This is a genomic window from Streptomyces sp. NPDC051963 (assembly GCF_044593495.1).
Classification (GTDB): domain Bacteria; phylum Actinomycetota; class Actinomycetes; order Streptomycetales; family Streptomycetaceae; genus Streptomyces.
On the sequence record NZ_JBIUCC010000008.1, the window covers coordinates 234981 to 257839 of the forward strand.

The window sequence follows — 22859 nt, forward strand, 5'->3', positions numbered from 1 at the left end:
GACTACTCCGCCTTCTTGGTGGTGGAGCGGGCGGCGGACGTTGCCGGTGCCCGCTCACGCTTCTTCCGTATCTGCTCCCTGGACGGTTCGCGCATGTCCCACACCACACCGGCCTTGCCGAGACCGGCGAGGATCCATCCGCTGAGGTCCGGCTCCAGCCAGCTGACGCCGTGCCGGTATGAGCCAGGAAATGCGTGATGGTTGTTCTGCAGGCCCTCGCCGAACGTGAGCAGTGCCACCGGCCAGTTGTTGGCGCTGCGGTCCTCGTTCGCAAACGGACGCCCGCCTATGGCGTGGCAGATGGAACCGACCATCCAGGCTGCCTGGTTGGCCAGGAAGATCCGAGCCAGGCCACCGAACACGAATCCGGTGAGGGCGGACATGGCCGTCCCTTCGGCGGCCCAGCCGATCAGCCCCGGGAGGATCACACCGCTGATGACCCAGATCGGGTAGGTGCGGTGGAAATACATCAGCCGACGGCTGCGCAGGACATCCGGGGCGAACACCGACCACCTCGAGTTCTCGGCACTGAGCATCCACGGCATGTGGGCGTACCACAGGCCGTGCAGCCGCTGTTTGAGAGCGATCCCGTGCAGATTGGGTGAGTGGGGGTCGCCTTCCCGGTCACTGAACCGATGGTGGCGACGGTGTGTTGTCACCCACCACATCAGGGGGCCCTGGGCTCCCATCGAACCGGTGATCATCAAGATTGCTTCGAACGCCGGCGCGGTACGGAACGCCTTGTGCGCCAGGTACCGATGGAAACCCACCGTGATGCCAAACATGTGGACGAAGTACATTCCCGCGAACAGCCATATGTCGATGGCCGTGAAACGGCCGGTCAGCAGGAACAACGCTGCCGCAGCGGTACCGGCCAGCGGCAGGATCATCGTGGTCAGTGCGGCGAACCGCTTGGTTCGGAGGCTGATCGGGTCCAGTCGGACGATGGCTTTCGTCAACACCGCCGAGTCGGTACCGGTTGTGGACATCACGCAACTTCCTTTCGTCTCAAAGGCTTTCGCTCGGGGTAGCGCACATCGGAGACCAGGCCGAGCATGTCCAGGACTCGGATGACGGTTCCGGTCGGGTCGAGCTGCCAGAATCCGTGTCGGTTGTGCGCGAGTGAGGGACGGGCATGGTGGTTGTTGTGCCAGGCACCACCGACCGAAATCGGCACCAGCGGCGGCACGTTCCTGCTGCCGTCGCGGGTGCGGTAGGGCCGGTTCCCGAGCGTGTGACCGATGGAGTTGACGGCCCATGTCACATGATCGAGCAGGAAGATCCGCGCCAGGCCGCCCCACAGCAAACCGCCCAGGGCCCCGCGGGCTGTCCCCGTCAGGAGCCAGCCGAGCAGAGTGGGCAGCGCCAGGCCCAGCAGCACCCACCCGAAGTAGTACTGGTTCAGCCGCATAACCAGTCGGCTGCGCACCAGATCGGGGACGCGTTTGGCCCAGTCCTGCCGACGCACCTTGAAGAGCCAGCCCACATGCCCGTGCCAGAGACCTCGCAGTGGAGCCAGGCGGCCGTTGCCCAGCGGTCTGGGCGAGTGCGGGTCACCCTCCCGGTCTGTGAAGGCATGGTGCTGGCGGTGGATCGCCACCCAGAACACCACGGGCCCTTGGGCGGCCATGCTGCCCGCGATTGCCCACAAGGAGGTCATCACCGGTCTGGCGGAGAACGAGCGGTGGGAGAAGAAGCGGTGGAAGCCGCCCTCGACGCCCAGTGACGTCACCATGTACATGCCTGCCAGCAACAGGAAGTCCACTCGGCTGAATCCGTGGCGCAGCGCGAACACCACCGCGGCGATGGTGCCCAGTGTCGGGACGCCCACGGTCACATAGGCGAGCCGCCGTGCCGCGACATCGACGTCACCCTCTTCGAGTTCGTGCCCGGCCACGGCCGTCATCGTGCGGCTCCACCGGCGGACGGCACAGACGCCACTGACGGCCGTGCGAAACGCTTCAATCGGCCTTGCAGGAAGGCGTCCCGAGTCGCCCGACGCCGAACCTTGCCGCTCGTCGTCGTCAACACCGTGCCGGGCGGGCCGAAGTACAGCTCGGCGGGCCGCACCCCGTGGTCGGCGGTCACTGCCGCGATCACTTCGGTACGCAGCATCCGCTCCATTGACGCGAACTGCCGGGACCGTCCCCAGTATTCGGCGACGACAACCACCCGCTCCTCCTCTGCATTGCCCGTTGCCCCGCCGGGCATGGAGAAGGCTGCGGCCCGCCGCAGCTCCTCACGGCAGCGCTCGACCGACGCCTCGAGATCCTGCGGATACAGATTGCGGCCGTTGACGACGATCACGTCCTTCAGCCGCCCGGTCACGAACAGTTCACCGTCATGTACGAAGCCCAGGTCACCGGTGCGCAAGTACGCCTGGTCCGTCTCGCCCGACCCGGACAAACGGGCGCCGAAGGTTTCGGCACTCAGCTCCGGCCGCCGCCAGTATCCCGTCGTGACATTCGGACCCGCTGCCCAGATCTCACCGACCTGTCCGTCCGGCAGTGCCTTGGCGGTCTCGGGATCGACCACCAGGACCTCATGGTCCGCAGCCGTGACCCCACAACTGACCACCCGGGTGCCGGATTCGGCGCCGAGAACCGGCTCCGTCCGCACGGCACCACTCGTAGCCCGCGGCCTGCCTGTGACGAACAAGGTTGCTTCGGCCAGCCCGTAGCACGGAATGACCGCAGCCTCGTCGTACCCGCAACGGGCGAACCGCTCCCGGAACCGTTCCAGCGTGGCGGCGGACACGGGCTCGCTGCCGCAGAACACCTGGCGTAGCGAGGACAGATCGAGCTCGGTGAGAGTCTCGTCGGGGATCGACGAAGCGCACAGGTCGAAAGCGAAGTTGGGGCCCACGGTGATCGTCACCCGGTACTCGGTGACCGCCTTCAGCCAGCGGTGCGGATCCTGTACGAAGTGCCCCGGCGCCATCATGACCAGTGGCCAACCCCCATGGACGGCCAGCATGATGGTGCCCATCAGACCCATGTCGTGATACGGCGGCAGCCAGGAGCACCCGACCCGGTCGGGTTCCATTCCCACATGCGCCTCCAGAGTCCGGCAGTTCGCTGCCAGATGCTCGTGCGTCAGCACGATGCCCTTGGGATCGCCGGTCGAGCCGGAGCTGTACTGGATCAGGGCCGGGTCCGCGAGTTCGGGTGACGCCTCGGCATCGATGTCGCAGGCAGGAAGCGGTTCGTCAGGGAAGATCCACTGGACCCCTCGGCGGGGGCCGTCGTCCGCGAAGGAGCTTTCGAACTCGGATGTCTTCGAGGCGAACCGGCCGTCGGTGAGTACCGCCCGGGGCTCACAGTCCGCAAGGATGGACCGAAAGCGCGCCACCGCACGGCGACCGGACGGCGGGAACGAAGGCACCGCGGTGCACCCGGCCCGGAGGATGCCGAACAGACCAGCCACGTAGTCGAGTCCGGGATCGAGCGCCAGAACCACCCGACCACCCTCGATCCCACGTCGACGAAGATCTTCACGCACCGCGCGTGACCTTCGATCTACATCCCGGTACGTCCAGTCCACCGGGTGATCCGTCGTACCGTCGGGCAGAAAGCGGAACGCCAGGGCCTCCGGGTGCGCCTGCGCACGGGCCACGAGAATGTCCGGCAGTGAGAGTCCACCGGGCGGACTTGCGCTTGGTTCCATCGGGCCACTCCCGTTCGCCGTTCGACCGACGAACTGCAGCCTGGCTTCCGTCGAGCGCTGCGGACAATGGCACCGATGCCCAGAATCGGGCGGCCCGGGCTTTCCCTCTCGCGTGGATCCCGCAGGTCACACGGGCTGCTGTGGCTCGGCCTCAGAAGTCCCCGCCCGCGAAGCGGTCCTGGCTGAGCCTGAGTTCGCCACCCCGGCCCCGCCACCCCGTGCCCGCCCGCCCCAATGCTGCAATCGCATCCGAGGACTGCCGTCGGCCGCCCCCGGCGCTGCGAGTCAGGCGAGCCAGTCGGTGTAGCGCGTCGCGGCGAGGTGGGCGTCCTTGTCGGTGAGGACGTCGCCCTTGACCGCGGCGAACATGCCGGCGGTGGGGTCGATGACGACGGTTCGCTTGTCGCCCTTGTGGGACAGGGTGATCCGGCCCAGCTCGTCCAGGGAGAAGATCTCGGGGCCGCCGATGTTGTGAATGCCGTTGAGCGGGGTGCCCATGGCGACCTCCGTCACCGCCCGGGCCACGTCCTTGGCGGCGATCGGCTGGATCGGCGTGGCGGGCAACCGGACGGTGTCGCCGTCGGCGGTCCAGGACAGGACGGCGTCCATGAACTCCATGAACTGCGTCGCTCGGACGATCGAGTAGGGGATCGGCCCGGCCGCGAGGATGGTCTCCTGGAGTGTCTTGGCGCGGTAGTAGTCCAAGGCCGGCACCTGGTCCACGCCGACGATCGAGAGGATGACGAAGTGGCCGACGCCGCCCTTGTGGGCCGCGGCCAGCAGGTTGTCCATCGAGGTCTGGAAGAAGGCCGGGGACGCTTCGTCGAAGGTCGGGGAGTTCGTCAGGTTGACGACGACGTCGGCTCCCGCCACCGCCTCGTCCAGTCCCTGGCCGCTGATGACGTCGACTCCGGTGGACTGCGAGTGCGGCACCGCCTCGTGCCCGGCGGCGTTCAGATTCCTGACGACCTGCGACCCGATGAGCCCGGTACCGCCGATGACCGCGAACTTCATGGCATGCCTTTCGTCTTTCGTCGGAGATTTATCCGCAATGTCGCATGTGAATGCCCGGGTGGGCAGTGCACGCGTCTAACTCGGATAAGTTCTGTCCGAGACTATACCCGGACAAGGTTTGTCCGAGTCAAGGTGGCTGATTAGAGTGGCCGGGTGAAGATGTCCGGCGGAGTCGAGTGGGCCCTGCACTGCTGCGTCGTGCTCACGTCGGTCGAGGAACCCGTCCCGGCGACCAGGCTGGCGGAACTGCACGACGTATCGGCGAGCTACCTGGCCAAACAGCTTCAGGCGCTCTCCCGGGCCGGGCTGGTGCGCTCGGTCCAGGGCAAGGCGGGCGGCTATGTGCTCACCCGGGAACCCGCCTCGATCACGGTGCTCGACGTGGTCGAAGCGGTGGACGGTACCGAACGGGCGTTCACCTGCACGGAGATCCGCCGACGCGGCCCCTTCGCCACCCCGGCCGAGGCGTGCACGGTGCCCTGTCCGATCGCCCGCGCGATGACCGCGGCGGACGCGGCCTGGCGAGAGGCGCTGCGTGCCGTCTCGATCGCCGATCTGGTCCAGGACGTCGCGTCCGACTCCGGTCCCGACGCGATCGCCCGGATCGGTACGTGGCTTTCGGCGCCGCAGGTCTGAGGGCTCGGCGTCGGCGACCGTCCGCGAACGTGACCCGGTGACCCGGTGACCCGGTGACCCGGTGACCCGGTGACCCGGTGACCTGGCGGCTCCGGCCGCTCGGGCTGCTACCGCCGCTCCGTCCGTCCAGACTTCGAGACAGCTGCATAACGGGTTCACGCGCCTGACGAAGTCCACTACCCTGGACCGAGCAGTGCATCATGATGAACGCGAACCTCGAGTCAAGTCATTGGAAGGCCCCGTGAGCACCCCCAGCGCCGCCGCCCCGTCCGACCCGACGTCGGTCGGCCCCGTGGCGGATCATGTGCCCGCTTCCGTCGGCGCCCCGCGTCGTCGGGGTTCCCTCGGGCCGGTGGGCCTGGTGCTCGCCGGAGGTGTCTCCGTGCAGTTCGGCGGGGCCCTGGCCGTGACGTTGATGCCGCGGGCAGGTGCCCTGGGTGTGGTGACGCTGCGGCTGCTGGCGGCCGCGATCGTGCTGCTGCTGATCTGCCGCCCCCGGCTGCGCGGTCACTCCCGCACCGACTGGGGCACGGTCGTCGTCTTCGGCGTCACGATGGCCGCGATGAACGGCCTCTTCTACCAGGCCGTCGATCGCATCCCGCTGGGCGCCGCCGTCACCCTGGAGGTGCTCGGCCCGCTCGCCCTCTCGGTCCTGGCCTCCCGTCGAGCCGTCAACCTCATCTGGGCCGGACTCGCCCTCGCCGGCGTCTTCCTCCTCGGCGGCGGAGGCTTCAGCAGCCTCGACCCCATAGGAGTGGCCTTCGCCCTGGGGGCCGGCGCCATGTGGGCCACATACATAGTCTTCAGCGCGCGTACGGGCCGACGCTTCCCGCAGGCCGACGGCCTCGCCCTCGCGATGGCGGTCGCGGCGCTGCTGTTCCTGCCCCTGGGCGTCGCCGAGTCCGGGACGAAGCTCCTCGAACCGAAGACCCTCGCGCTGGGCTCCGCCGTGGCGATCCTGTCGTCCGTCCTCCCCTACACCCTCGAACTCCTCGCCCTCCGCCGCCTCCCCGCCTCCACCTTCGCCATCCTCATGAGCCTGGAACCGGCCATCGCCGCGACAGCGGGCTTCCTCATCCTCCACCAGTCCCTCTCCGCCATGGAGGCCGCCGCAATCGCCCTGGTCATCGCCGCCAGCATGGGCGCGGTGCGGACGCAGGTGGGGCGGGGGAAGGCGAAGGGGTTGGGGAGCGGTTCCTGAGCCGAGCCCGCGCCGGTCCGGCCTCGCGGCTCGCCGGGGAAAAATGAATGCAAGCACGCTTGCTTGTTTTTCGCCCCGCTGCCATGCTCCGTAGCGCACCAACCCCGCACCACCCCGCACATCGCCGTGCACGAGGGGAGCGCTCCGTGTCCGAGACGATGCCTGTCATCGATGACCTGCGTGAGGAGAGCGAGGAACTCGATCGACTTGTGGGGGAGTTGAGTGAGGGGGAGTGGGCGCTGGTGACCCCGGCCGTGGGCTGGACCGTTGCTCACCAGGTCGCGCACCTCGCCTGGACCGACCGTCGGGCGCTTCAGGCCATGACGGACCCGGACACCTTTCGCCGTGAGATCGAGAAGGCGCTCGCCGCGCCGGACTCCTTCGTCGACGAGGGTGCACAGGAGGGCGCGGCCCGGCCTCCCGCCGAGTTGCTCGCCGACTGGCGGGCCGGGCGCAAGGCCCTCGACGACGCGCTGCGGTCGGCACACAAGGGTGCGCGCTTTCCCTGGTACGGCCCGCCCATGTCGGCAGCCTCCATGGCAACCGGCCGACTTATGGAGACCTGGGCCCATGGGCAGGACGTCGCGGACACGCTCGGTGTGATCCGCCCACCTACGGACCGGCTCCGGCATGTGGTCCGCATCGGGGTGCGGGCCCGGGACTATGCCTTCGGTGTGCGTGGCCTCACGCCGCCTGCCGATGAGTTCCGCGTGGAAGTCCTCGGTCCTTCCGGAGAGTTGTGGACCTACGGTCCCGAAGACGCCGCCCAACGCGTCACCGGCCCCGCCCTCGACTTCTGCCTCCTGGTCACCCGGCGCGCCCACCGCGCCGACCTCGCCGTACGGGCCGAGGGGCGGGACGCCGACCGCTGGCTGGACATCGCCCAGGCCTTCGCGGGCCCGGCCGGCGCCGGACGCCCGCCGAAGGGAGCCGAGGCGTGACCCTTCGGATCGGCAACGCCTCCGGCTTCTACGGCGACCGCTTCGACGCCATGCGCGAGATGCTCACCGGCGGTGAACTGGACGTCCTCACCGGCGACTACCTCGCCGAACTCACCATGCTCATCCTGGGCCGGGACCGGCTGAAGGACCCCACCGCCGGTTACGCCCGCACCTTCCTCCGCCAGCTGGAGGAGTGCCTCGGCCTCGCCCACGAGCGCGGCGTCAAGATCGTCACCAATGCCGGCGGGCTCAACCCGGCCGGACTCGCGGACGCCGTAAGGAAGTTGGCGGACAAGCTCGGCATCCCCCTGCGCATCGCGCACGTCGAGGGCGACGACCTCACCGCACAGCACCCCGGCAGCCTCGCCGCCCACGCCTACCTCGGCGGATTCGGTATCGCGGCCTGTCTGCGGGAGGGCGCCGACATCGTGGTGACCGGGCGGGTGACGGACGCGGCCCTGGTCATGGGGCCCGCAGTCGCGCACTTCGGCTGGCAGCCGGGGGAGTACGACCGGCTCGCCGGCGCCGTCGTCGCCGGGCATGTGCTGGAGTGCGGAGCGCAGGCAACCGGCGGCAACTACGCGTTCTTCCACGACGGCGACATCCGCCGCCCCGGCTTCCCGCTCGCCGAGCTCCACGAGGACGGCAGCTGCGTCATCACCAAACACCCCGGCACCGGCGGATTCGTCGACGTGGGCACGGTCACCGCCCAACTCCTGTACGAGACCGGCGGCGCCCGGTACGCCGGACCCGACGTCACCGCCCGGCTGGACACCGTACGGCTGACCCGGGACGCCCCCGACCGCGTCCGTATCGACGGCGTACGCGGCGAGGCCCCGCCCCCGACCCTCAAGGTCGGCCTCAACCGGCTCGGCGGCTTCCGCAACGAGGTCGCCTTCGTCCTCACCGGACTCGACATCGAGGCGAAGGCCGGTCTCGTCCGGGAACAGATGTCGCAGACGCTGGCCAAGTCCCCGCCTGCCGACGTCCGTTGGGATCTCGTCCGCACCGACCGGCCCGACGCCCCGACGGAGGAGACCGCGAGCGCCCTGCTCCGGCTCGTCGTACGCGACCCCGACCAGGACACCGTCGGACGGGCGCTCTCCAGCGCCGCCGTGGAGCTGGCGCTGGCCAGCTACCCCGGATTCCATGTGCTCGCGCCACCCGGAAAGGGCGCGCCCTATGGGGTCTTCGAGGATGTGTACGTCCCCCATGGCGCCGTCCCACATATGGCCGTCCTCCATGACGGGCGCCGCATCCCTGTGCCCGCGGCCCACGACACCGCCGTCCTCGATGACGCCGTGCCGAAGCCATCGCTTCCTGAGCCGCCGCTGCCCGAGCCGCTTCCGGGCGGGCCGACGCGGCACGCCCCCCTCGGTCTCGTCGCCGGGGCCCGTAGCGGGGACAAGGGCGGGAACGCCAACGTCGGTGTGTGGGTGCGGACGGACGAGGCGTGGCGGTGGCTCGCGCATGAGCTGACCACGGACCGATTCCGGCAGCTGATCCCCGAAAGCCGCACGCTGACCGTCACCCGGCACGTCCTGCCCGACCTCCGTGCCCTCAACTTCGTCGTCGAGGGCATCCTCGGTGAGGGCGTCGCCGCCCAGCACCGTTTCGACCCGCAGGCCAAGGCCCTCGGCGAATGGCTGCGCTCCCGCCACCTGGACATCCCGGAGGCCCTCCTGTGACGGTTCTCAGTACCGCCCTCGACCTCAACGGCACGGACTACCAGGCGAACCGCGACGCCATGCTGGCCAAGCTCGCCGACCTCGACGCCGAGCATGCGAAGGCGCTCGCCGGGGGTGGTCCGAAGTACGTCGAGCGGCATCGCAAACGCGGCAAACTCCTCGCCCGCGAACGCATCGAGCTGCTCCTCGACCCCGACACGCCCTTCCTGGAGCTGTCGCCGCTGGCCGCCTGGGGCAGCGAGTACACGGTCGGCGCCTCCCTCGTCACCGGCATCGGTGTCGTCGAGGGCGTGGAGTGCCTGATCACCGCCAACGACCCGACCGTACGCGGCGGCGCCAGCAACCCCTGGAGCCTGAAGAAGGCCCTGCGCGCGAACGACATCGCGCTCGCCAACCGGCTGCCCTGCATCAGCCTGGTGGAGTCCGGCGGCGCCGATCTCCCGTCCCAGAAGGAGATCTTCATCCCGGGCGGGGCCATCTTCCGTGACCTCACCCGGCTCTCCGCCGCCGGGATCCCGACCCTCGCCGTGGTCTTCGGGAACTCGACCGCCGGCGGCGCGTACATCCCCGGCATGTCCGACCACGTGATCATGGTCAAGGAACGCGCGAAGGTGTTCCTCGGCGGACCGCCGCTGGTGAAGATGGCCACCGGCGAGGAGAGCGACGACGAGTCCCTGGGCGGCGCCGAGATGCACGCGCGCGTGTCGGGTCTCGCGGACTACTTCGCCGTGGACGAGCAGGACGCGCTCCGGCAGGCGCGCCGCGTCGTGGCCCGCCTCAACCACCGCAAGGCGTACGAGGATCCGGGCCCGTCGGCACCCCCCAAGTACGACGAGGACGAGCTGCTCGGGATCGTGCCCGGAGACCTTCGCACCCCCTTCGACCCGCGCGAGGTGATCGCCCGGATCGTCGACGCCTCCGACTTCGACGAGTTCAAGCCGCTGTACGGGAGCAGCCTGGTCACCGGCTGGGCGACACTCCACGGCTATCCCGTCGGGGTGCTGGCGAACGCCCAAGGGGTCCTCTTCAGCGAGGAGTCCCAGAAGGCCGCCCAGTTCATCCAACTGGCCGACCAGCGCGACATCCCGCTCCTCTTCCTGCACAACACCACCGGCTACATGGTCGGCAAGGAGTACGAGCAGGGCGGCATCATCAAGCACGGCGCGATGATGATCAACGCGGTGTCCAACAGCAGGGTTCCGCATCTGTCCGTGCTCATGGGGGCCTCGTACGGCGCCGGGCACTACGGCATGTGCGGCCGCGCCTACGACCCCCGTTTCCTCTTCGCCTGGCCCAGCGCCAAGTCCGCCGTCATGGGCCCGCAGCAGCTCGCCGGCGTGCTCTCGATCGTCGCCCGCCAGTCGGCCGCCGCGAAGGGACAGCCGTACGACGAAGAGGGCGACGCGGCGCTGCGGGCGATGGTGGAGCAGCAGATCGAGTCCGAGTCCCTGCCGATGTTCCTGTCGGGGCGGCTGTACGACGACGGAGTCATCGACCCCCGCGACACCCGCACCGTCCTCGGCCTGTGCCTGTCGGCCGTCCACACCGCCCGCTACGAGGGCGCCCGCGGTGGCTTCGGCGTCTTCCGCATGTGAGGAACACCAGAGAACGAGGGATCAGCAGTGATCACTTCTGTACTTGTGGCCAACCGGGGCGAGATCGCCTGCCGGGTCTTCCGCACCTGCCGTGAGCTGGGCATCCGGACGGTCGCCGTGCACTCGGACGCCGACGAGAACGCCCTCCACGCGCGCGTGGCCGACACGGCGGTACGGCTGCCGGGGGCGGCGCCCTCCGAGACGTATCTGCGCGGCGACCTGATCGTGAAGGCGGCCCTGAACGCCGGCGCGGACGCCGTGCACCCCGGCTACGGCTTCCTCTCCGAGAACCCCGGCTTCGCCCGCGCGGTCCTCGACGCGGGCCTCACCTGGATCGGGCCGCCCCCGGAGGCGATCGAGGCGATGGCGTCCAAGACGCGCGCCAAGGAACTCATGGGCATCGAGCCGCTGCGCGAGGTCACCGAGGCGGATCTGCCGGTGCTGGTGAAGGCGGCGGCGGGCGGCGGGGGGCGCGGGATGCGGGTCGTGCGCCGGCTCGACGACCTGGCCGCCGCGCTCGAAAGCGCCCGCGCCGAGGCCCACAGCGCCTTCGGCGACGGCGAGGTCTTCGTCGAGCCCTACGTGGAGGACGGCCGCCACGTCGAAGTGCAGATCCTCGCCGACGAACACGGCACGGTATGGGCGCTCGGCACCCGGGACTGCTCCCTCCAACGACGCCACCAGAAGGTCATCGAGGAGGCCCCGGCACCGGGACTGAAACCCGAACTGACCGGCTCCCTGTACGAGATGGCCGTACGAGCCGCCCGCGCCGTCGGCTACACGGGCGCCGGCACCGTCGAGTTCCTCGTCGCCGGCGACACCGCCCACTTCCTCGAAATGAACACCCGCCTCCAGGTCGAACACCCCGTGACGGAAGCCGTGTACGGCATCGACCTCGTCGCCCTCCAACTCCGCGTCGCCGAAGGCCACGCCCTCGACATCGACCCTCCACGCGCGCGTGGCCACGCCGTCGAGGCCCGCCTCTACGCCGAGGACCCGGCCCGCGACTGGGCCCCGCAGACCGGCACCCTGCACCGCCTCGCCGTCCCCGACGGCGTCCGGCTGGACACCGGCTTCACCGACGGCGACGAGATCGGCGTCCACTACGACCCGATGCTCGCCAAGGCCGTCACCCACGCCCCCACGCGCGCGGAAGCCATCCGCAAACTCGCCGGCGCCCTCGAACGCGCCGCCGTCCACGGCCCGCCCACCAACCGCGACCTCCTCGTCCGCTCCCTGCGGCACAAGGAGTTCACCACCGCCCGCATGGACACCGGCTTCTACGGCCGCCACCTGCCCGAATTGACGGAGCCACACCCCGACCCCCACGCCCCACTGGCCGCCGCCCTCGCCGACGCCCACGGCCACTCCCGCTTCGGCGGCTGGCGCAACGTTCCCTCACAGCCGCAGATCAAGCGGTACGAGAGGGCGGGTGAGGAGGTCGAGGCCCGTTACCGGCACACGCGCGCGGGCCTGGAGGCGGACGGCGTGCGGGTCGTCCACGCCGACGCGCGTCTCGTCGTACTCGAAGTGGACGGCGTGCAACGGAAGTTCACGGTGGCCAGATACGGCGACGACGTGTACGTCAACGACACCGCCCTGAAAACCCTGCCCCGCTTCCCCGACCCGACGGCGCAACACGCGCCGGGTTCCCTGCTGGCTCCCATGCCGGGAACGGTGATCCGGATCGCCGAGGGCATGGCCGTAGGAGCCGCCGTGGAGACCGGACAGCCCCTCCTGTGGCTGGAGGCGATGAAGATGGAACACAAGGTCACGGCCCCTGTGACGGGGACGCTGAGCGCCTTGGACGTATTGCCTGGCCAACAGGTGACGGTCGGCCAACTGCTGGCGGTGGTTGAAGGCGCCCCTTAGGGGCGCGGGGCTGTATCAATATGCGGCTCCGCCGCGTGAGCGCGACCAGCCACACACAACCCGCACCCGGGAGGAGTCCCATGCCCACCACTCTCGAATCCGAAGAGCACAAGGCCCTACGCGCAGCTGTATCCGCCCTCGGCAACCGCCACGGCCGCAGCTACGACCGCGAAGCCCTCTGGTCGGAGGCAGCCAAGCTCGGCTACCTCGGCGTCAACCTCCCCGAGGAATACGGAGGCGGAGGCGGCGGCATCGCCGAACTCTCCATCGTCCTCGAAGAACTCGGCGCCGCAGGCTGCCCCCTGCTCATGATGGTCGTCTCCCCGGCGATCTGCGGCACGGTGATCGCCCGCTTCGGCACGGAAGAACAGAAGCGCGAGTGGCTCCCCGCCCTCGCCGACGGCTCCCGCACCATGGCCTTCGGCATCACCGAACCCGACGCCGGCTCCAACAGCCACCGCATCACCACCACCGCCCGCCGAGATGGCACCGACTGGCTGCTCACGGGCCGTAAGGTCTTCATCTCCGGCGTCGACATAGCCGACGCGACCCTCATAGTGGGCCGCACGGCAGACGCCCGCACCGGCAACCTCAAGCCCTGCCTGTTCGTCGTCCCGAGGGACGCCGAAGGCTTCCAGCGGCGCCAGATCGACATGGAACTCCACGCCGCGGAGAAGCAGTTCGAGCTGACCCTCGACGACGTACGACTCCCCGCCGACGCACTCGTCGGCGACGAGGACGCAGGGCTCCTGCAGCTCTTCGCCGGCCTCAACCCCGAACGCATCATGACGGCCGCCTTCGCGATCGGCATGGGACGCTACGCCCTCGCGCAAGCCGTCGCGTACGCGCGCGAACGCACCGTGTGGAAGGCCCCCATCGGCGCCCACCAGGCGATCGCACACCCCCTCGCGCAGGCGCACATCGAGCTCGAACTCGCCCGCCTGATGATGCAGAAAGCGGCCTACGCCTACGACGCCGGGGACGACGTCGGTGCGGGGGAGGCCGCCAACATGGCCAAGTACGCGGCCGGGGAGGCGTGCGTGAAGGCCGTCGACCAGGCCGTGCACACCCTCGGCGGAAACGGCCTCACCCGGGAATTCGGCCTCGCTTCATTGATAACGGCCGCCCGCGTGTCTCGTATTGCTCCGGTGAGCCGGGAGATGATTCTCAACTACGTCTCCCACCAGACCCTGGGCCTGCCCAAGTCGTACTAAGGCCGTCTTGGAGGAACCGTGTTCCGCAGCGAGTACGCAGACGTTCCGCCCGTCGAACTCCCGATCCACGAAGTCGTGCTGGGCAGGGCCGCCGAGTTCGGCGACCTCCCCGCGCTGATCGACGGAACCAACGGCATGACCCTCACGTATGCGCAGGTGGACCAGTTCCACCGGCGGATCGCGGCCGCGCTGGCCGAGTCGGGCGTGCGCAAGGGCGACGTGCTCGCCCTGCACAGCCCGAACACGGTGGCGTTCCCGACCGCCTTCTACGCCGCCACGCGCGCGGGGGCGACCGTCACGACCGTGCACCCGCTCTCCACCGCCGAGGAGTTCGGCAAGCAGCTGCGCGACTCGGCCGCCCGCTGGATCGTCACCGTCTCGCCGCTGCTGGAGACCGCCCGCAGGGCCGCCGAACTCGCGGGCGGCATCCAGGAGATCTTCGTCTGCGACCAAGCGCCCGGGCACCGCTCCCTCATCGACATGCTCGCCTCGACCGCCCCCGAACCACAGATCGACATCGACCCCGTGACGGACGTGGCGGTCCTCCCGTACTCCTCGGGAACCACCGGCGTCCCCAAGGGCGTGATGCTCACGCACCGCCAGATCGCCACCAACCTCGCCCAGCTCGAACCCGCCATCTCCGCCGGCCCCGGCGAACGTGTCCTCGCCGTGCTGCCCTTCTTCCACATCTACGGGCTCACGGCACTGATGAACGCGCCCCTGCGACTGGGCGCCACCGTGGTCGTGCTGCCGCGCTTCGACCTGGAGACCTTCCTCGCGGCCATCCAGAACCACCGCATCACCGCCCTGTACGTCGCCCCGCCGATCGTCCTCGCCCTCGCCAAGCACCCACTGGTCGCCGAGTACGACCTGTCGTCCCTGAAGTTCCTCATCAGCGCCGCCGCACCGCTCGACGCCCGGCTCGCCGCGGCCTGCTCCCAGCGCCTGAACCTGCCGCCGATCGGCCAGGCGTACGGCATGACGGAACTGTCGCCCGGCACCCACGTCGTCCCCCTGGACGCCATGCACCAGGCGCCGCCCGGCACCGTCGGCAGGCTCATCGCCGGCACCGAGATGCGCATCGTCTCCCTCGACGACCCCGACAAGGACCTCGGCATCGGCGAAGCCGGCGAGATCCTCATCCGCGGCCCCCAGATCATGAAGGGCTACCTGGGCCGCCCCGACGCCACCGACGCGATGATCGACACCGACGGCTGGCTGCACACCGGTGACGTCGGCCATGTCGACGCCGACGGCTGGCTGTTCGTCGTCGACCGCGTCAAGGAACTCATCAAGTACAAGGGGTTCCAGGTGGCGCCCGCCGAACTGGAGGCACTCCTGCTCACCCACCCCGGCATAGCCGACGCCGCCGTCATCGGCGCCTACAACGACGAGGGCAACGAAGTCCCGCACGCCTATGTGGTCCGCCAGCCCGCCGCCGACCTCTCCGAAAGCGAGGTCATGATGTACGTCGCCGAACGCGTCGCCCCCTACAAGCGCGTACGCCAGGTCACCTTCATCGACGGAGTGCCGCGGGCCGCCTCCGGCAAGATCCTGCGCCGGGAACTCAGGGAGCGCATGTGACGTTGATCGGCCGTACACGCGCGCGTGGCGTCGAATCGCTCAGCCTCGACTCCCCGCACAACCGCAACGCCCTGTCGGCGGCCCTCGTCGCGGAGCTCGCGGACGCGCTCACCGACTGCGGCAAGGACGGCGACATCCGCGCGGTCGTCCTCACCCACACCGGCAACACCTTCAGCGCGGGCGCGGACCTGCGTGACCCGCCGCCCCCGGACGCACTCGTCGGCCTGCTCCGGCAGATCGTCGAACTGCCCAAACCCGTCGTCGCCCGCGTCACCGGACACGTCCGCGCGGGCGGCCTCGGACTGCTCGGCGCCTGCGACATCGCCGCCGCATCGAGCGAGGCGACCTTCGCCTTCACCGAGGTACGGATCGGAGTCGCCCCCGCGGTGATCTCCCTGCCGCTGCTGCCCCGCACCGACCCCCGCGCCCTCGCCCGCCACTACCTCACCGGCGAACGCTTCGACGCCGCGGAGGCGGCCCGTATCGGCCTGCTGACCGTGGCGGGCGACGACGTGGACGCCGTACTGGAACCGATCCTGGACGGTCTGCGCAAGGCCTCCCCACAGGCACTGGCGGAGACGAAACAGCTGCTCACAGCTAGGGTGCTGGAAGCCTTCGACCGGGACGCGGCCGACCTGACCGCGCTCTCGGCCCGGCTGTTCGCCTCCGCCGACGCCCGCGAGGGCATGACGGCCTTCCTAGAACGACGGGATCCGCCATGGGTGCTGTGAGCACGGTCGACCGTGTGCCCAAACAGGACCGCAGCCGAGCCACCCGGCAACGGCTCCTCGAAGCCGCCGTCGCCTGTCTCGCCGAACACGGCTGGGCAGGCTCCACGGTCTCCGTCGTCGCCGAACGTGCCGGAGTCTCCCGCGGCGCCGCCCAACACCACTTCCCGACCCGCGAGGACCTCTTCACCGCGGCCGTCGAGTACGTCGCCGAGGAGCGCTCGACGGCGCTGCGGGCGCTGTTCCCCGAGGGCGCGGCGGAGGACCGCCGGGCGGTGATCACGGCGTTGGTCGACCTCTACACCGGTCCGCTGTTCCGCGCCGCGCTGCACCTGTGGGTCGCCGCCTCGAACGAGGAGCAGCTACGGCCCCAGGTCACCGAACTCGAAGCCCGCGTGGGCCGCGAGACCCATCGCATCGCCGTGGACCTCCTGGGCGCCGACGAAACCCGCCCCGGCGTCCGCGAAACCGTCCAGGGCCTCCTCGACATGGCCCGCGGGCTGGGGCTGGCCAATCTCCTCACGGACGACGCGGGGCGCCGCGAGCGGGTGGTGGCGCAGTGGGCCGTACTACTGGACGAGGTCCTCACGGACTGAGCCACTGGAGCAGGTCCTCACGGACTGAGCCGCTCCACCCGCCAGCTCCCGTCCGCCTCCGCCACATACCGCAACCGGTCGTGCAGCCGGTTCTCGCGGCCCTGCCAGAACTCCACCGACTGCGGAGCCACCCGGAAACCACCCCAGTTCGGCGGCACCGGCACCTGCTCGCCCTCCGGATAGCGGGCCGCCAACTCGGTGTACGAGGCGTCGAGTTCGGCGCGCGTCGCGATCACCGAGGACTGGGCGCTGGCCCAGGCCCCGAGCTGCGAACCGTGCGGCCGGGTACGGAAGTAGGCGGCCGTCTCGTCCCGGCCGGTGCGCCGCGCCACTCCGGAGACGATGACCTGCCGGGCCATCGGATGCCACGGGAACAACAGCGAGACATACGGGTTCTCGGCCAGGTCACGGCCCTTGCGGGAGTCGTAGTTGGTGTAGAAGACGAAACCCTGCTCGTCGAACTGCTTCAACAGCACCGTACGAGTGCTGGGCCGCCCCTCCGCGTCCGCCGTCGAGACGACCATCGCGTTCGGCTCGAACAGATGAGCCTCCGTCGCGGCCTGCTTGAACCAGCGCGCGAACTGCTCCACCGGCGTGCCGGCCAGCTGGGACTCGGCCAGGCCCTCGGCCCGGTACTGCTTGCGCATCGACGCGGGATCAAGGGGGACTGCGGGCTCGGCGTCTCGGTCGTTCACGCGGTCATCTTGCCGTATCCGCGGGCGCCGTTCGCCACGGTGTCCTTCATCACTGCGTGGCACTGAGTGCCGCGAGATCTCCCCAAGGGTGGCACTCGGAGATATCGTTCAGATTCCGCTCCGGTTGGGTGACCGCCGACCGCACGGGGCATCAGAGGGGTGACCGCCCAGGACCGCGAGTCTGCGCAGACCGATGACCGCGGATCCACCGGGCGGGAGACGTTCCCGAACAAACGACAACGGTCGTCCCACTCTCCACCGAACAACTTCAGCAACACCGTCCCCACAAGCCACAGCCACCTGTCGCACGCATCATGAGGAGCCGCCTGATGTCCGACTTCGTACCCGGACTCGAGGGAGTCGTCGCGTTCGAGACGGAGATCGCCGAACCGGATAAGGAGGGCGGCGCTCTCCGGTACCGAGGCGTCGACATCGAGGACCTGGTCGGCCACGTCTCGTTCGGCAACGTCTGGGGCCTGCTCGTCGACGGCGCCTTCAACCCCGGCCTGCCGCCCGCCGAACCCTTCCCGATCCCCGTGCACTCCGGCGACATCCGCGTGGACGTCCAGTCGGCACTGGCCATGCTGGCGCCCGTCTGGGGCCTCAAACCACTGCTCGACATCGACGCCGAACAGGCCCGCGCCGACCTGGCCCGCGCGGCCGTCATGGCCCTCTCCTACGTCGCCCAGTCCGCCCGCGGCCAAGGCCGGCCCATGGTCCCGCAACGCGAGATCGACAAGGCCAACTCCGTCGTCGAACGCTTCATGATCCGCTGGCGCGGCGAGCCCGACCCCAAGCACGTGGCGGCGGTCGACGCGTACTGGACGTCGGCGGCCGAGCACGGCATGAACGCCTCCACCTTCACCGCGCGCGTGATCGCCTCGACCGGCGCGGACGTGGCCGCGGCCCTCTCCGGCGCCGTAGGAGCCATGAGCGGCCCGCTCCACGGCGGTGCCCCCTCCCGCGTCCTCGGCATGATCGAGGAGATCGAGCGCACCGGCGACGCCGAGGCCTACGTCAAGCAGGCCCTCGACAAGGGCGAACGCCTCATGGGCTTCGGCCACCGCGTCTACCGAGCCGAGGACCCCCGCGCACGGGTCCTGCGCCGCACCGCCCGCGAACTGGGCGCCCCCCGATTCGAGGTCGCCGAAGCCCTGGAGAAGGCAGCCCTGGCAGAACTGCACAGCCGCCGCCCGGACCGTGTCCTCGCCACCAACGTCGAATTCTGGGCCGCCATCGTCCTCGACTTCGCCGAGGTCCCGGCCCACATGTTCACATCCATGTTCACCTGCGCCCGCACGGCCGGCTGGTCCGCCCACATCCTCGAACAGAAGCGCACGGGCCGCCTGGTCCGTCCTTCCGCCCGGTACGTCGGGCCGGGATCTCGCGATCCGCGGGAGATCGAGGGGTACGGGGACATCGCGCGCTGAGCGTGGTCGGAAACGGCTGAGAAGGGCCGTAGACGCAGACGACCCGCGAGTCTGGTTCCTCCGGTGGAGGAGCCGGCCGGATGTTACCGGCGACTCGCGGGTCGGGTGACTGCGTTGGTTTGGGCCGGCTGCGTGTTTCGCGCACACGCTGGTCCGGCACCGCACTGAGTGGGGTGGCGGGCCGCTAGCCCGCAGCCACCTCGCGCATCCGGGTTTCACTCATGTACCCGATCACCTCCTCTCTCGGCGTAAGCCACACCCTAGGAAGCGGTCGGGCACCAATCAACCGCTTTTCCGGGATGTTGACCCGACTGGTTCTGGTCGACTGCTGTAGCCGTATCCGTCGCCTCGCTGTAGGAGTCGGAGATTCCGGTGGGAGACGTTCAAACGCCCCGTCGGTGTGGTGAGGCTGTGCTGCCCTCTTGCACGGACGGCGATGCGCCCGGTCCATGTGCCCGCCCACCTGCCGGGCGGCACATTGGCTCGTACCAGGTCCCCGGTGACGTATCCGAAATGCTGCTTCGTGCGAGCCCGGCGGAGCCGCGGGAATCCGAAGCGATCCGGAGTGGTGCGGGCGTACGATCCGCGTCCGGTGGCTTTGACGACGAGCACCTGCCCCGGAAACCGCACGATGACATGGCCACTCTCATGATCCAGACGTCCGACGCACAGCGCGTCCAGGGTGTGGGTCTTCTCCAGCCCCGTAGCGCCGCGGTTCCACTTCGTACGGTTGCCCGACCAGGCGTGCACTGGTCTGCCGAGTTCGTCCAAGCGGCGTTTTGACCTGCTGGAGAATTGCTGCTAGGCGTTCGGGCCGATGGGCGAGGAAGACTTCGACGCGGGCATTGTTCTTCGCCTGGTTGCAGGGGGCGCAGGCGAGGACGAGGTTGGAGATGCGGTTGGAGCCTCCTCGGCTACGGGGTCTGAGGTGGTCGATGTTCAGCGGGACGCCGGTAGCGTCGCAGTATGCGCAGGCGCTGTTCCACTTGGCGCGGAGGTAGGCGCGGGCTTCGGCTCCGGCGAGAGTTCCTTGCCGGTACTCGGTTTGGGTGAGGGGTCTGCCCGCGCTCATGGCGTGCGTGTCGAAGGCGACGCGTTCGACGTGGATCTCGGTGATGGGTGCGTAGCGGCAGAGGCGTGCTGCCTGGGAGAGGGCGGTGTCGACCCGGTGGGTCCGCTCGCCTGCGGGGAACGTAGTCATCGGGGCACCTCCCTGATCTTGCGGATCGTGATGACTTGGGCTGGTCACTCGGCCTGACATCTCATGGGAAGACAGGCTCCAGCGGGCGGCTGGTGGAGCGAGTGACCTCCTTTCCGAAATGTGATGGCAACGCTAGTGATCAAATTGTTGGCGCTCGTCCAAATCGATACGATGCGCTCATTCGTGCGAAGTGCCCCGATTCCTCGGACATACGGTCGACGTTGCTGCTAGGTGCCGTCTCCGCACCTCTGGCAGCAAGGCCGGGGTCCCCTCAGGAATCCGCCTAGGATCGGCCCATGATCGCCGACCTTCAGTGCGTTGTACTGGACTGCCCTGACCCGGCGGAACTCGCCGCGTTCTACCACTCCCTGCTGGGTGGGACCGTCAATCAGCAGGACGAGCGGTGGGGGCTCGATGACGAGTGGGCGACGTTGCACACGCCGTCCGGGCTTGTTCTTGCCTTTCAGCGGGTGGCGGACTATCTGCCGCCGGCGTGGCCCGACCCTGCCCGGCCCCAGCAGTTTCATCTGGACTTCGGTGTCGCAGACCTGGATCAAGCCGAGGAGCAGGTCTTGGCCCGCGGGGCGACGGTCTTGGACGACGGTGTGGCCGCGCGGAGCTGGCGTGTGTATGCCGATCCGGCCGGGCATCCGTTCTGCCTGGTCCGGCACTGAGGGGGGACATCGGACGCCGGCGGCCGTATTGACACCGCGATGGTCCAGACCGCACCGTGATCCGCAACACATCGCCGCGCACGCCTCCACGCCCGCTCCCCGAAGGGACCCCGCATGAGCGACAGCAAGCCGGCCGGTCAGTTCTTCGACGCCGCGATCGGGCTGTTGCAGCGGGTGCGGGACGAGGAGGGCGAGAGCATCGCGGCGGCCGGGTCGCTTCTTGCGGACGCCGTCGTGGAAGGTGGTCGGCTGTTCGCCTTCGGCGCCGGGCACTCGTCGCTCGCCGCGCAGGACGTCGTCTACCGGGCCGGCGGCCTTGCGTTGATGAACCTGCTCGCGGTCCCGGGTGTCGTGGGAGTCGACGTCATGCCGGCGACCCTCGGCTCTGCCCTGGAGCGGGTCGACGGCCTCGCGAGCGCCGTCCTCGACACGTCCCCGCTGCGTGCGGGTGACGTCCTGGTGATCATCTCGCTGTCCGGACGCAATGCGCTGCCTGTGGAGATGGCCATGAGCGCCCGCGCCCGGGGCGTGCGGGTGATCGGCGTGACGTCGGTGGCGTACGCGTCGGAGACCACGTCCAGGAACGCCTCGGGGACGTTCCTGAAGGACCACTGCGATGTCGTACTCGACTCGAAGATCGCGGTCGGCGACGCGGAACTCACCCTCGACACGGTCCCCGCGCCCTTCGCCCCGGCGTCCACGGTCGTCACCTCGGCCCTGCTCCAGGCGGTCATGGCCGAAACGGCCGCCGCGCTGGCCGCCCGCGGCGTCGAACCCCCGCTGCTGCGCTCCGGCAACGTCGACGGCGGCCACGACTGGAACAACCGCGTGATGGAGGAGTACGGCGAACGGATCTTCTACCGCCACTGAGCCGCATATCGATAGAGCCCCGCGCCCCCCTCGGGGCGTTGTACCGCAGCTCAGCTACCGCCGAGACTGTTCAGAAACGGCTCGATCGCCGCGCGCCACGCCTCCGGCTGGTCGTAGTGGACGAGGTGGCCGGCGTCGGCCACCTCCGCGTACTCGCCGAGGGGCAGTACCCGCACCATCTCCTGGGCCTCCGCACGGCCGAGCTCACCGTCGAGACCGCGGACGACGAGGGCCGGGCACTGCACCTGCGCAAGCTCCTCCCAGTGCGCGTCGTACACCCACGTCTCCCGGGACTTGAGCATCTGGTCGGGTTCGAAGGCCGGCCGCCAACCGTCGGACGACTCGTGCATCACCTCGGCGTAGAACTCGCCGCGTGACGGAATGGGCCGCTCCACCCAGGGGTCGTCCTCACCGAACCACTTGCGGACGTCGGCGAGCGTGGCGAACGGAACCGGCCAGGACTTGAACCACTGGGCCCACTCCCGCTGCGAGGCCGCGCCGAGTGCGGAGGCCCGCATATCGCAGATGATCACTCCGCGCACCAGATCGGGGCGTTTGGCGGCGAGCTGCCAGGCGGTCAGTGCGCCCATGGCGTGGCCGATGAGGACGGCCGGACCGAGGTCGAGCTGTTCGAGGGCGGCTTCGGCGTCCTCGACGTAGGCCTCGCGGGTGAAGGAGGCCTGCGGGGGCTTGTCGCTCTGGCCGTGGCCGCGCTGGTCGAGTGCGACGGCGCGATGGCGCTCGGCGAGCCAGCGGGCGGTGGAGGCCCAGTGCGAGGCGCGGCCCATCAGGCCGTGCAATAAGAGCACGCCGGAAAAACGGTCCTGTTCGGCGGGGCCGGGCGGCTGGTCCGACGCGGAGCGGGCCGCATGGTCGGTGTGTCCCGTCGCGTCCCTCGCCGGGTCCGGCTTGGGAGGGTCGCCGAACTCCCAGGCGGCAAGGCGTACGCCACCCGCCCCCGTCACGTCGATGCGCCGCGCCATGGATCCTGGCACCCCCCTAGCTCCGCTCGGACCGCTCGAGCCGCCGGTCCAGTGAACCGTGTCCTGCCCTGCCGTGGTACCGCTTTCTGCCGGGGCCGGTCGGGGCCCTCGCTCGGGCAGATCGCGCGGGTTCCTCACCTCCCGCGTATGCCTGCCGCTCACCTCCCTGACCTGCCGCACGCACTCCTGAAGCGCAGATTCCGCGTGCCGTGTCACCCTCAGGCTATCGAATACGCATTCGAAGATGCGGGGTCTGCGGGCAACACCCCTC

Annotated in this window: 20 protein-coding genes; 13 read left to right on the forward strand and 7 right to left on the reverse strand. The window is 69.6% G+C overall.

Translation table 11 applies throughout. From position 1 onward, the window contains the following. Positions 1-2 precede the first annotated feature (2 nt). The 4 genes from ACIHFB_RS32550 to ACIHFB_RS32565 form a co-directional block, all read right to left on the reverse strand. Positions 3-989, reverse strand: coding sequence for an acyl-CoA desaturase (locus ACIHFB_RS32550; protein WP_365275810.1), 987 nt, complete (start codon positions 987-989; stop codon positions 3-5). Next, complete coding sequence (locus ACIHFB_RS32555; RefSeq protein WP_365275813.1) at positions 989-1906, reverse strand: acyl-CoA desaturase; 918 nt, start codon at positions 1904-1906, stop codon at positions 989-991. Before ACIHFB_RS32555 ends, ACIHFB_RS32550 begins: the two co-directional genes overlap by 1 nt. Continuing rightward, positions 1903-3666 carry a fatty acyl-AMP ligase gene (locus ACIHFB_RS32560; RefSeq protein WP_365275816.1) on the reverse strand — a complete coding sequence of 588 codons (1764 nt, stop codon included), beginning with the start codon at positions 3664-3666 and terminating at the stop codon, positions 1903-1905. The genes ACIHFB_RS32555 and ACIHFB_RS32560 overlap by 4 nt, the downstream gene beginning before the upstream one ends. Positions 3667-3951: 285 nt before the next feature. Further along, positions 3952-4680: an NAD(P)H-binding protein gene (locus tag ACIHFB_RS32565; protein WP_365275819.1), complete on the reverse strand. Its 729-nt coding sequence runs from the start codon at positions 4678-4680 to the stop codon at positions 3952-3954. 159 nt (positions 4681-4839) lie between these two features. Between ACIHFB_RS32565 and ACIHFB_RS32570 the strand changes: the two genes are divergently transcribed. From ACIHFB_RS32570 to ACIHFB_RS32615, 10 genes are all read left to right on the forward strand, one after another. Then, positions 4840-5316: an Rrf2 family transcriptional regulator gene (locus tag ACIHFB_RS32570; RefSeq protein ID WP_365276768.1), complete on the forward strand. Its 477-nt coding sequence runs from the start codon at positions 4840-4842 to the stop codon at positions 5314-5316. Between the two features lie 241 nt (positions 5317-5557). Continuing rightward, the gene (locus ACIHFB_RS32575) at positions 5558-6517 is read left to right on the forward strand and encodes an EamA family transporter (protein WP_400128829.1); all 960 of its coding nucleotides are present in this window, start codon (positions 5558-5560) and stop codon (positions 6515-6517) included. A gap of 146 nt (positions 6518-6663) precedes the next feature. After that, on the forward strand, positions 6664-7458 hold the full coding sequence (locus ACIHFB_RS32580; protein WP_400128830.1) for a TIGR03084 family metal-binding protein: 795 nt from the start codon (positions 6664-6666) through the stop codon (positions 7456-7458). Beyond that, complete coding sequence (locus ACIHFB_RS32585; protein ID WP_400128832.1) at positions 7455-9146, forward strand: acyclic terpene utilization AtuA family protein; 1692 nt, start codon at positions 7455-7457, stop codon at positions 9144-9146. The genes ACIHFB_RS32580 and ACIHFB_RS32585 overlap by 4 nt, the downstream gene beginning before the upstream one ends. Continuing rightward, positions 9143-10741 (forward strand): acyl-CoA carboxylase subunit beta, encoded by a 1599-nt coding sequence (locus ACIHFB_RS32590; protein WP_400128833.1) that lies wholly within the window; start codon positions 9143-9145, stop codon positions 10739-10741. The genes ACIHFB_RS32585 and ACIHFB_RS32590 overlap by 4 nt, the downstream gene beginning before the upstream one ends. 27 nt (positions 10742-10768) lie before the next feature. Beyond that, positions 10769-12613 (forward strand): biotin carboxylase N-terminal domain-containing protein, encoded by a 1845-nt coding sequence (locus ACIHFB_RS32595; protein WP_400128834.1) that lies wholly within the window; start codon positions 10769-10771, stop codon positions 12611-12613. A gap of 80 nt (positions 12614-12693) precedes the next feature. Then, on the forward strand, positions 12694-13827 hold the full coding sequence (locus ACIHFB_RS32600) for an acyl-CoA dehydrogenase family protein (protein WP_400128835.1): 1134 nt from the start codon (positions 12694-12696) through the stop codon (positions 13825-13827). Between the two features lie 18 nt (positions 13828-13845). Then, positions 13846-15411: a 4-coumarate--CoA ligase family protein gene (locus ACIHFB_RS32605; RefSeq protein ID WP_400128836.1), complete on the forward strand. Its 1566-nt coding sequence runs from the start codon at positions 13846-13848 to the stop codon at positions 15409-15411. Next, positions 15408-16142, forward strand: coding sequence for an enoyl-CoA hydratase family protein (locus tag ACIHFB_RS32610; RefSeq protein ID WP_400128837.1), 735 nt, complete (start codon positions 15408-15410; stop codon positions 16140-16142). Before ACIHFB_RS32605 ends, ACIHFB_RS32610 begins: the two co-directional genes overlap by 4 nt. Beyond that, positions 16130-16735, forward strand: a complete 606-nt coding sequence (locus ACIHFB_RS32615; protein WP_365275844.1) for a TetR/AcrR family transcriptional regulator — start codon at positions 16130-16132, stop codon at positions 16733-16735. The genes ACIHFB_RS32610 and ACIHFB_RS32615 overlap by 13 nt, the downstream gene beginning before the upstream one ends. 17 nt (positions 16736-16752) lie before the next feature. On the opposite strand, the gene pdxH is transcribed toward ACIHFB_RS32615, so the two are convergent. Then, on the reverse strand, positions 16753-17430 hold the full coding sequence (gene pdxH, locus ACIHFB_RS32620) for a pyridoxamine 5'-phosphate oxidase (RefSeq protein ID WP_365275846.1): 678 nt from the start codon (positions 17428-17430) through the stop codon (positions 16753-16755). A gap of 329 nt (positions 17431-17759) precedes the next feature. Between pdxH and ACIHFB_RS32625 the strand changes: the two genes are divergently transcribed. Further along, the gene (locus ACIHFB_RS32625) at positions 17760-18860 is read left to right on the forward strand and encodes a citrate synthase 2 (RefSeq protein ID WP_365275849.1); all 1101 of its coding nucleotides are present in this window, start codon (positions 17760-17762) and stop codon (positions 18858-18860) included. 646 nt (positions 18861-19506) lie between these two features. On the opposite strand, the gene ACIHFB_RS32630 is transcribed toward ACIHFB_RS32625, so the two are convergent. Next, positions 19507-20061 carry an HNH endonuclease gene (locus tag ACIHFB_RS32630; RefSeq protein WP_400128838.1) on the reverse strand — a complete coding sequence of 185 codons (555 nt, stop codon included), beginning with the start codon at positions 20059-20061 and terminating at the stop codon, positions 19507-19509. A gap of 296 nt (positions 20062-20357) precedes the next feature. On the opposite strand from ACIHFB_RS32630, the gene ACIHFB_RS32635 reads away from it, so the two are divergent. After that, a complete protein-coding gene (locus ACIHFB_RS32635) occupies positions 20358-20735 on the forward strand; it encodes a VOC family protein (RefSeq protein ID WP_400128839.1) in 378 nt (125 codons plus the stop codon). Between the two features lie 114 nt (positions 20736-20849). After that, on the forward strand, positions 20850-21605 hold the full coding sequence (locus ACIHFB_RS32640) for an SIS domain-containing protein (RefSeq protein WP_365275858.1): 756 nt from the start codon (positions 20850-20852) through the stop codon (positions 21603-21605). A 50-nt stretch (positions 21606-21655) separates the two neighbouring features. Here the strand turns inward: ACIHFB_RS32640 and ACIHFB_RS32645 are convergent, their stop codons facing one another. Continuing rightward, positions 21656-22588 carry an alpha/beta hydrolase gene (locus tag ACIHFB_RS32645; RefSeq protein WP_365275861.1) on the reverse strand — a complete coding sequence of 311 codons (933 nt, stop codon included), beginning with the start codon at positions 22586-22588 and terminating at the stop codon, positions 21656-21658. Between the last annotated feature and the right edge of the window lie 271 nt (positions 22589-22859).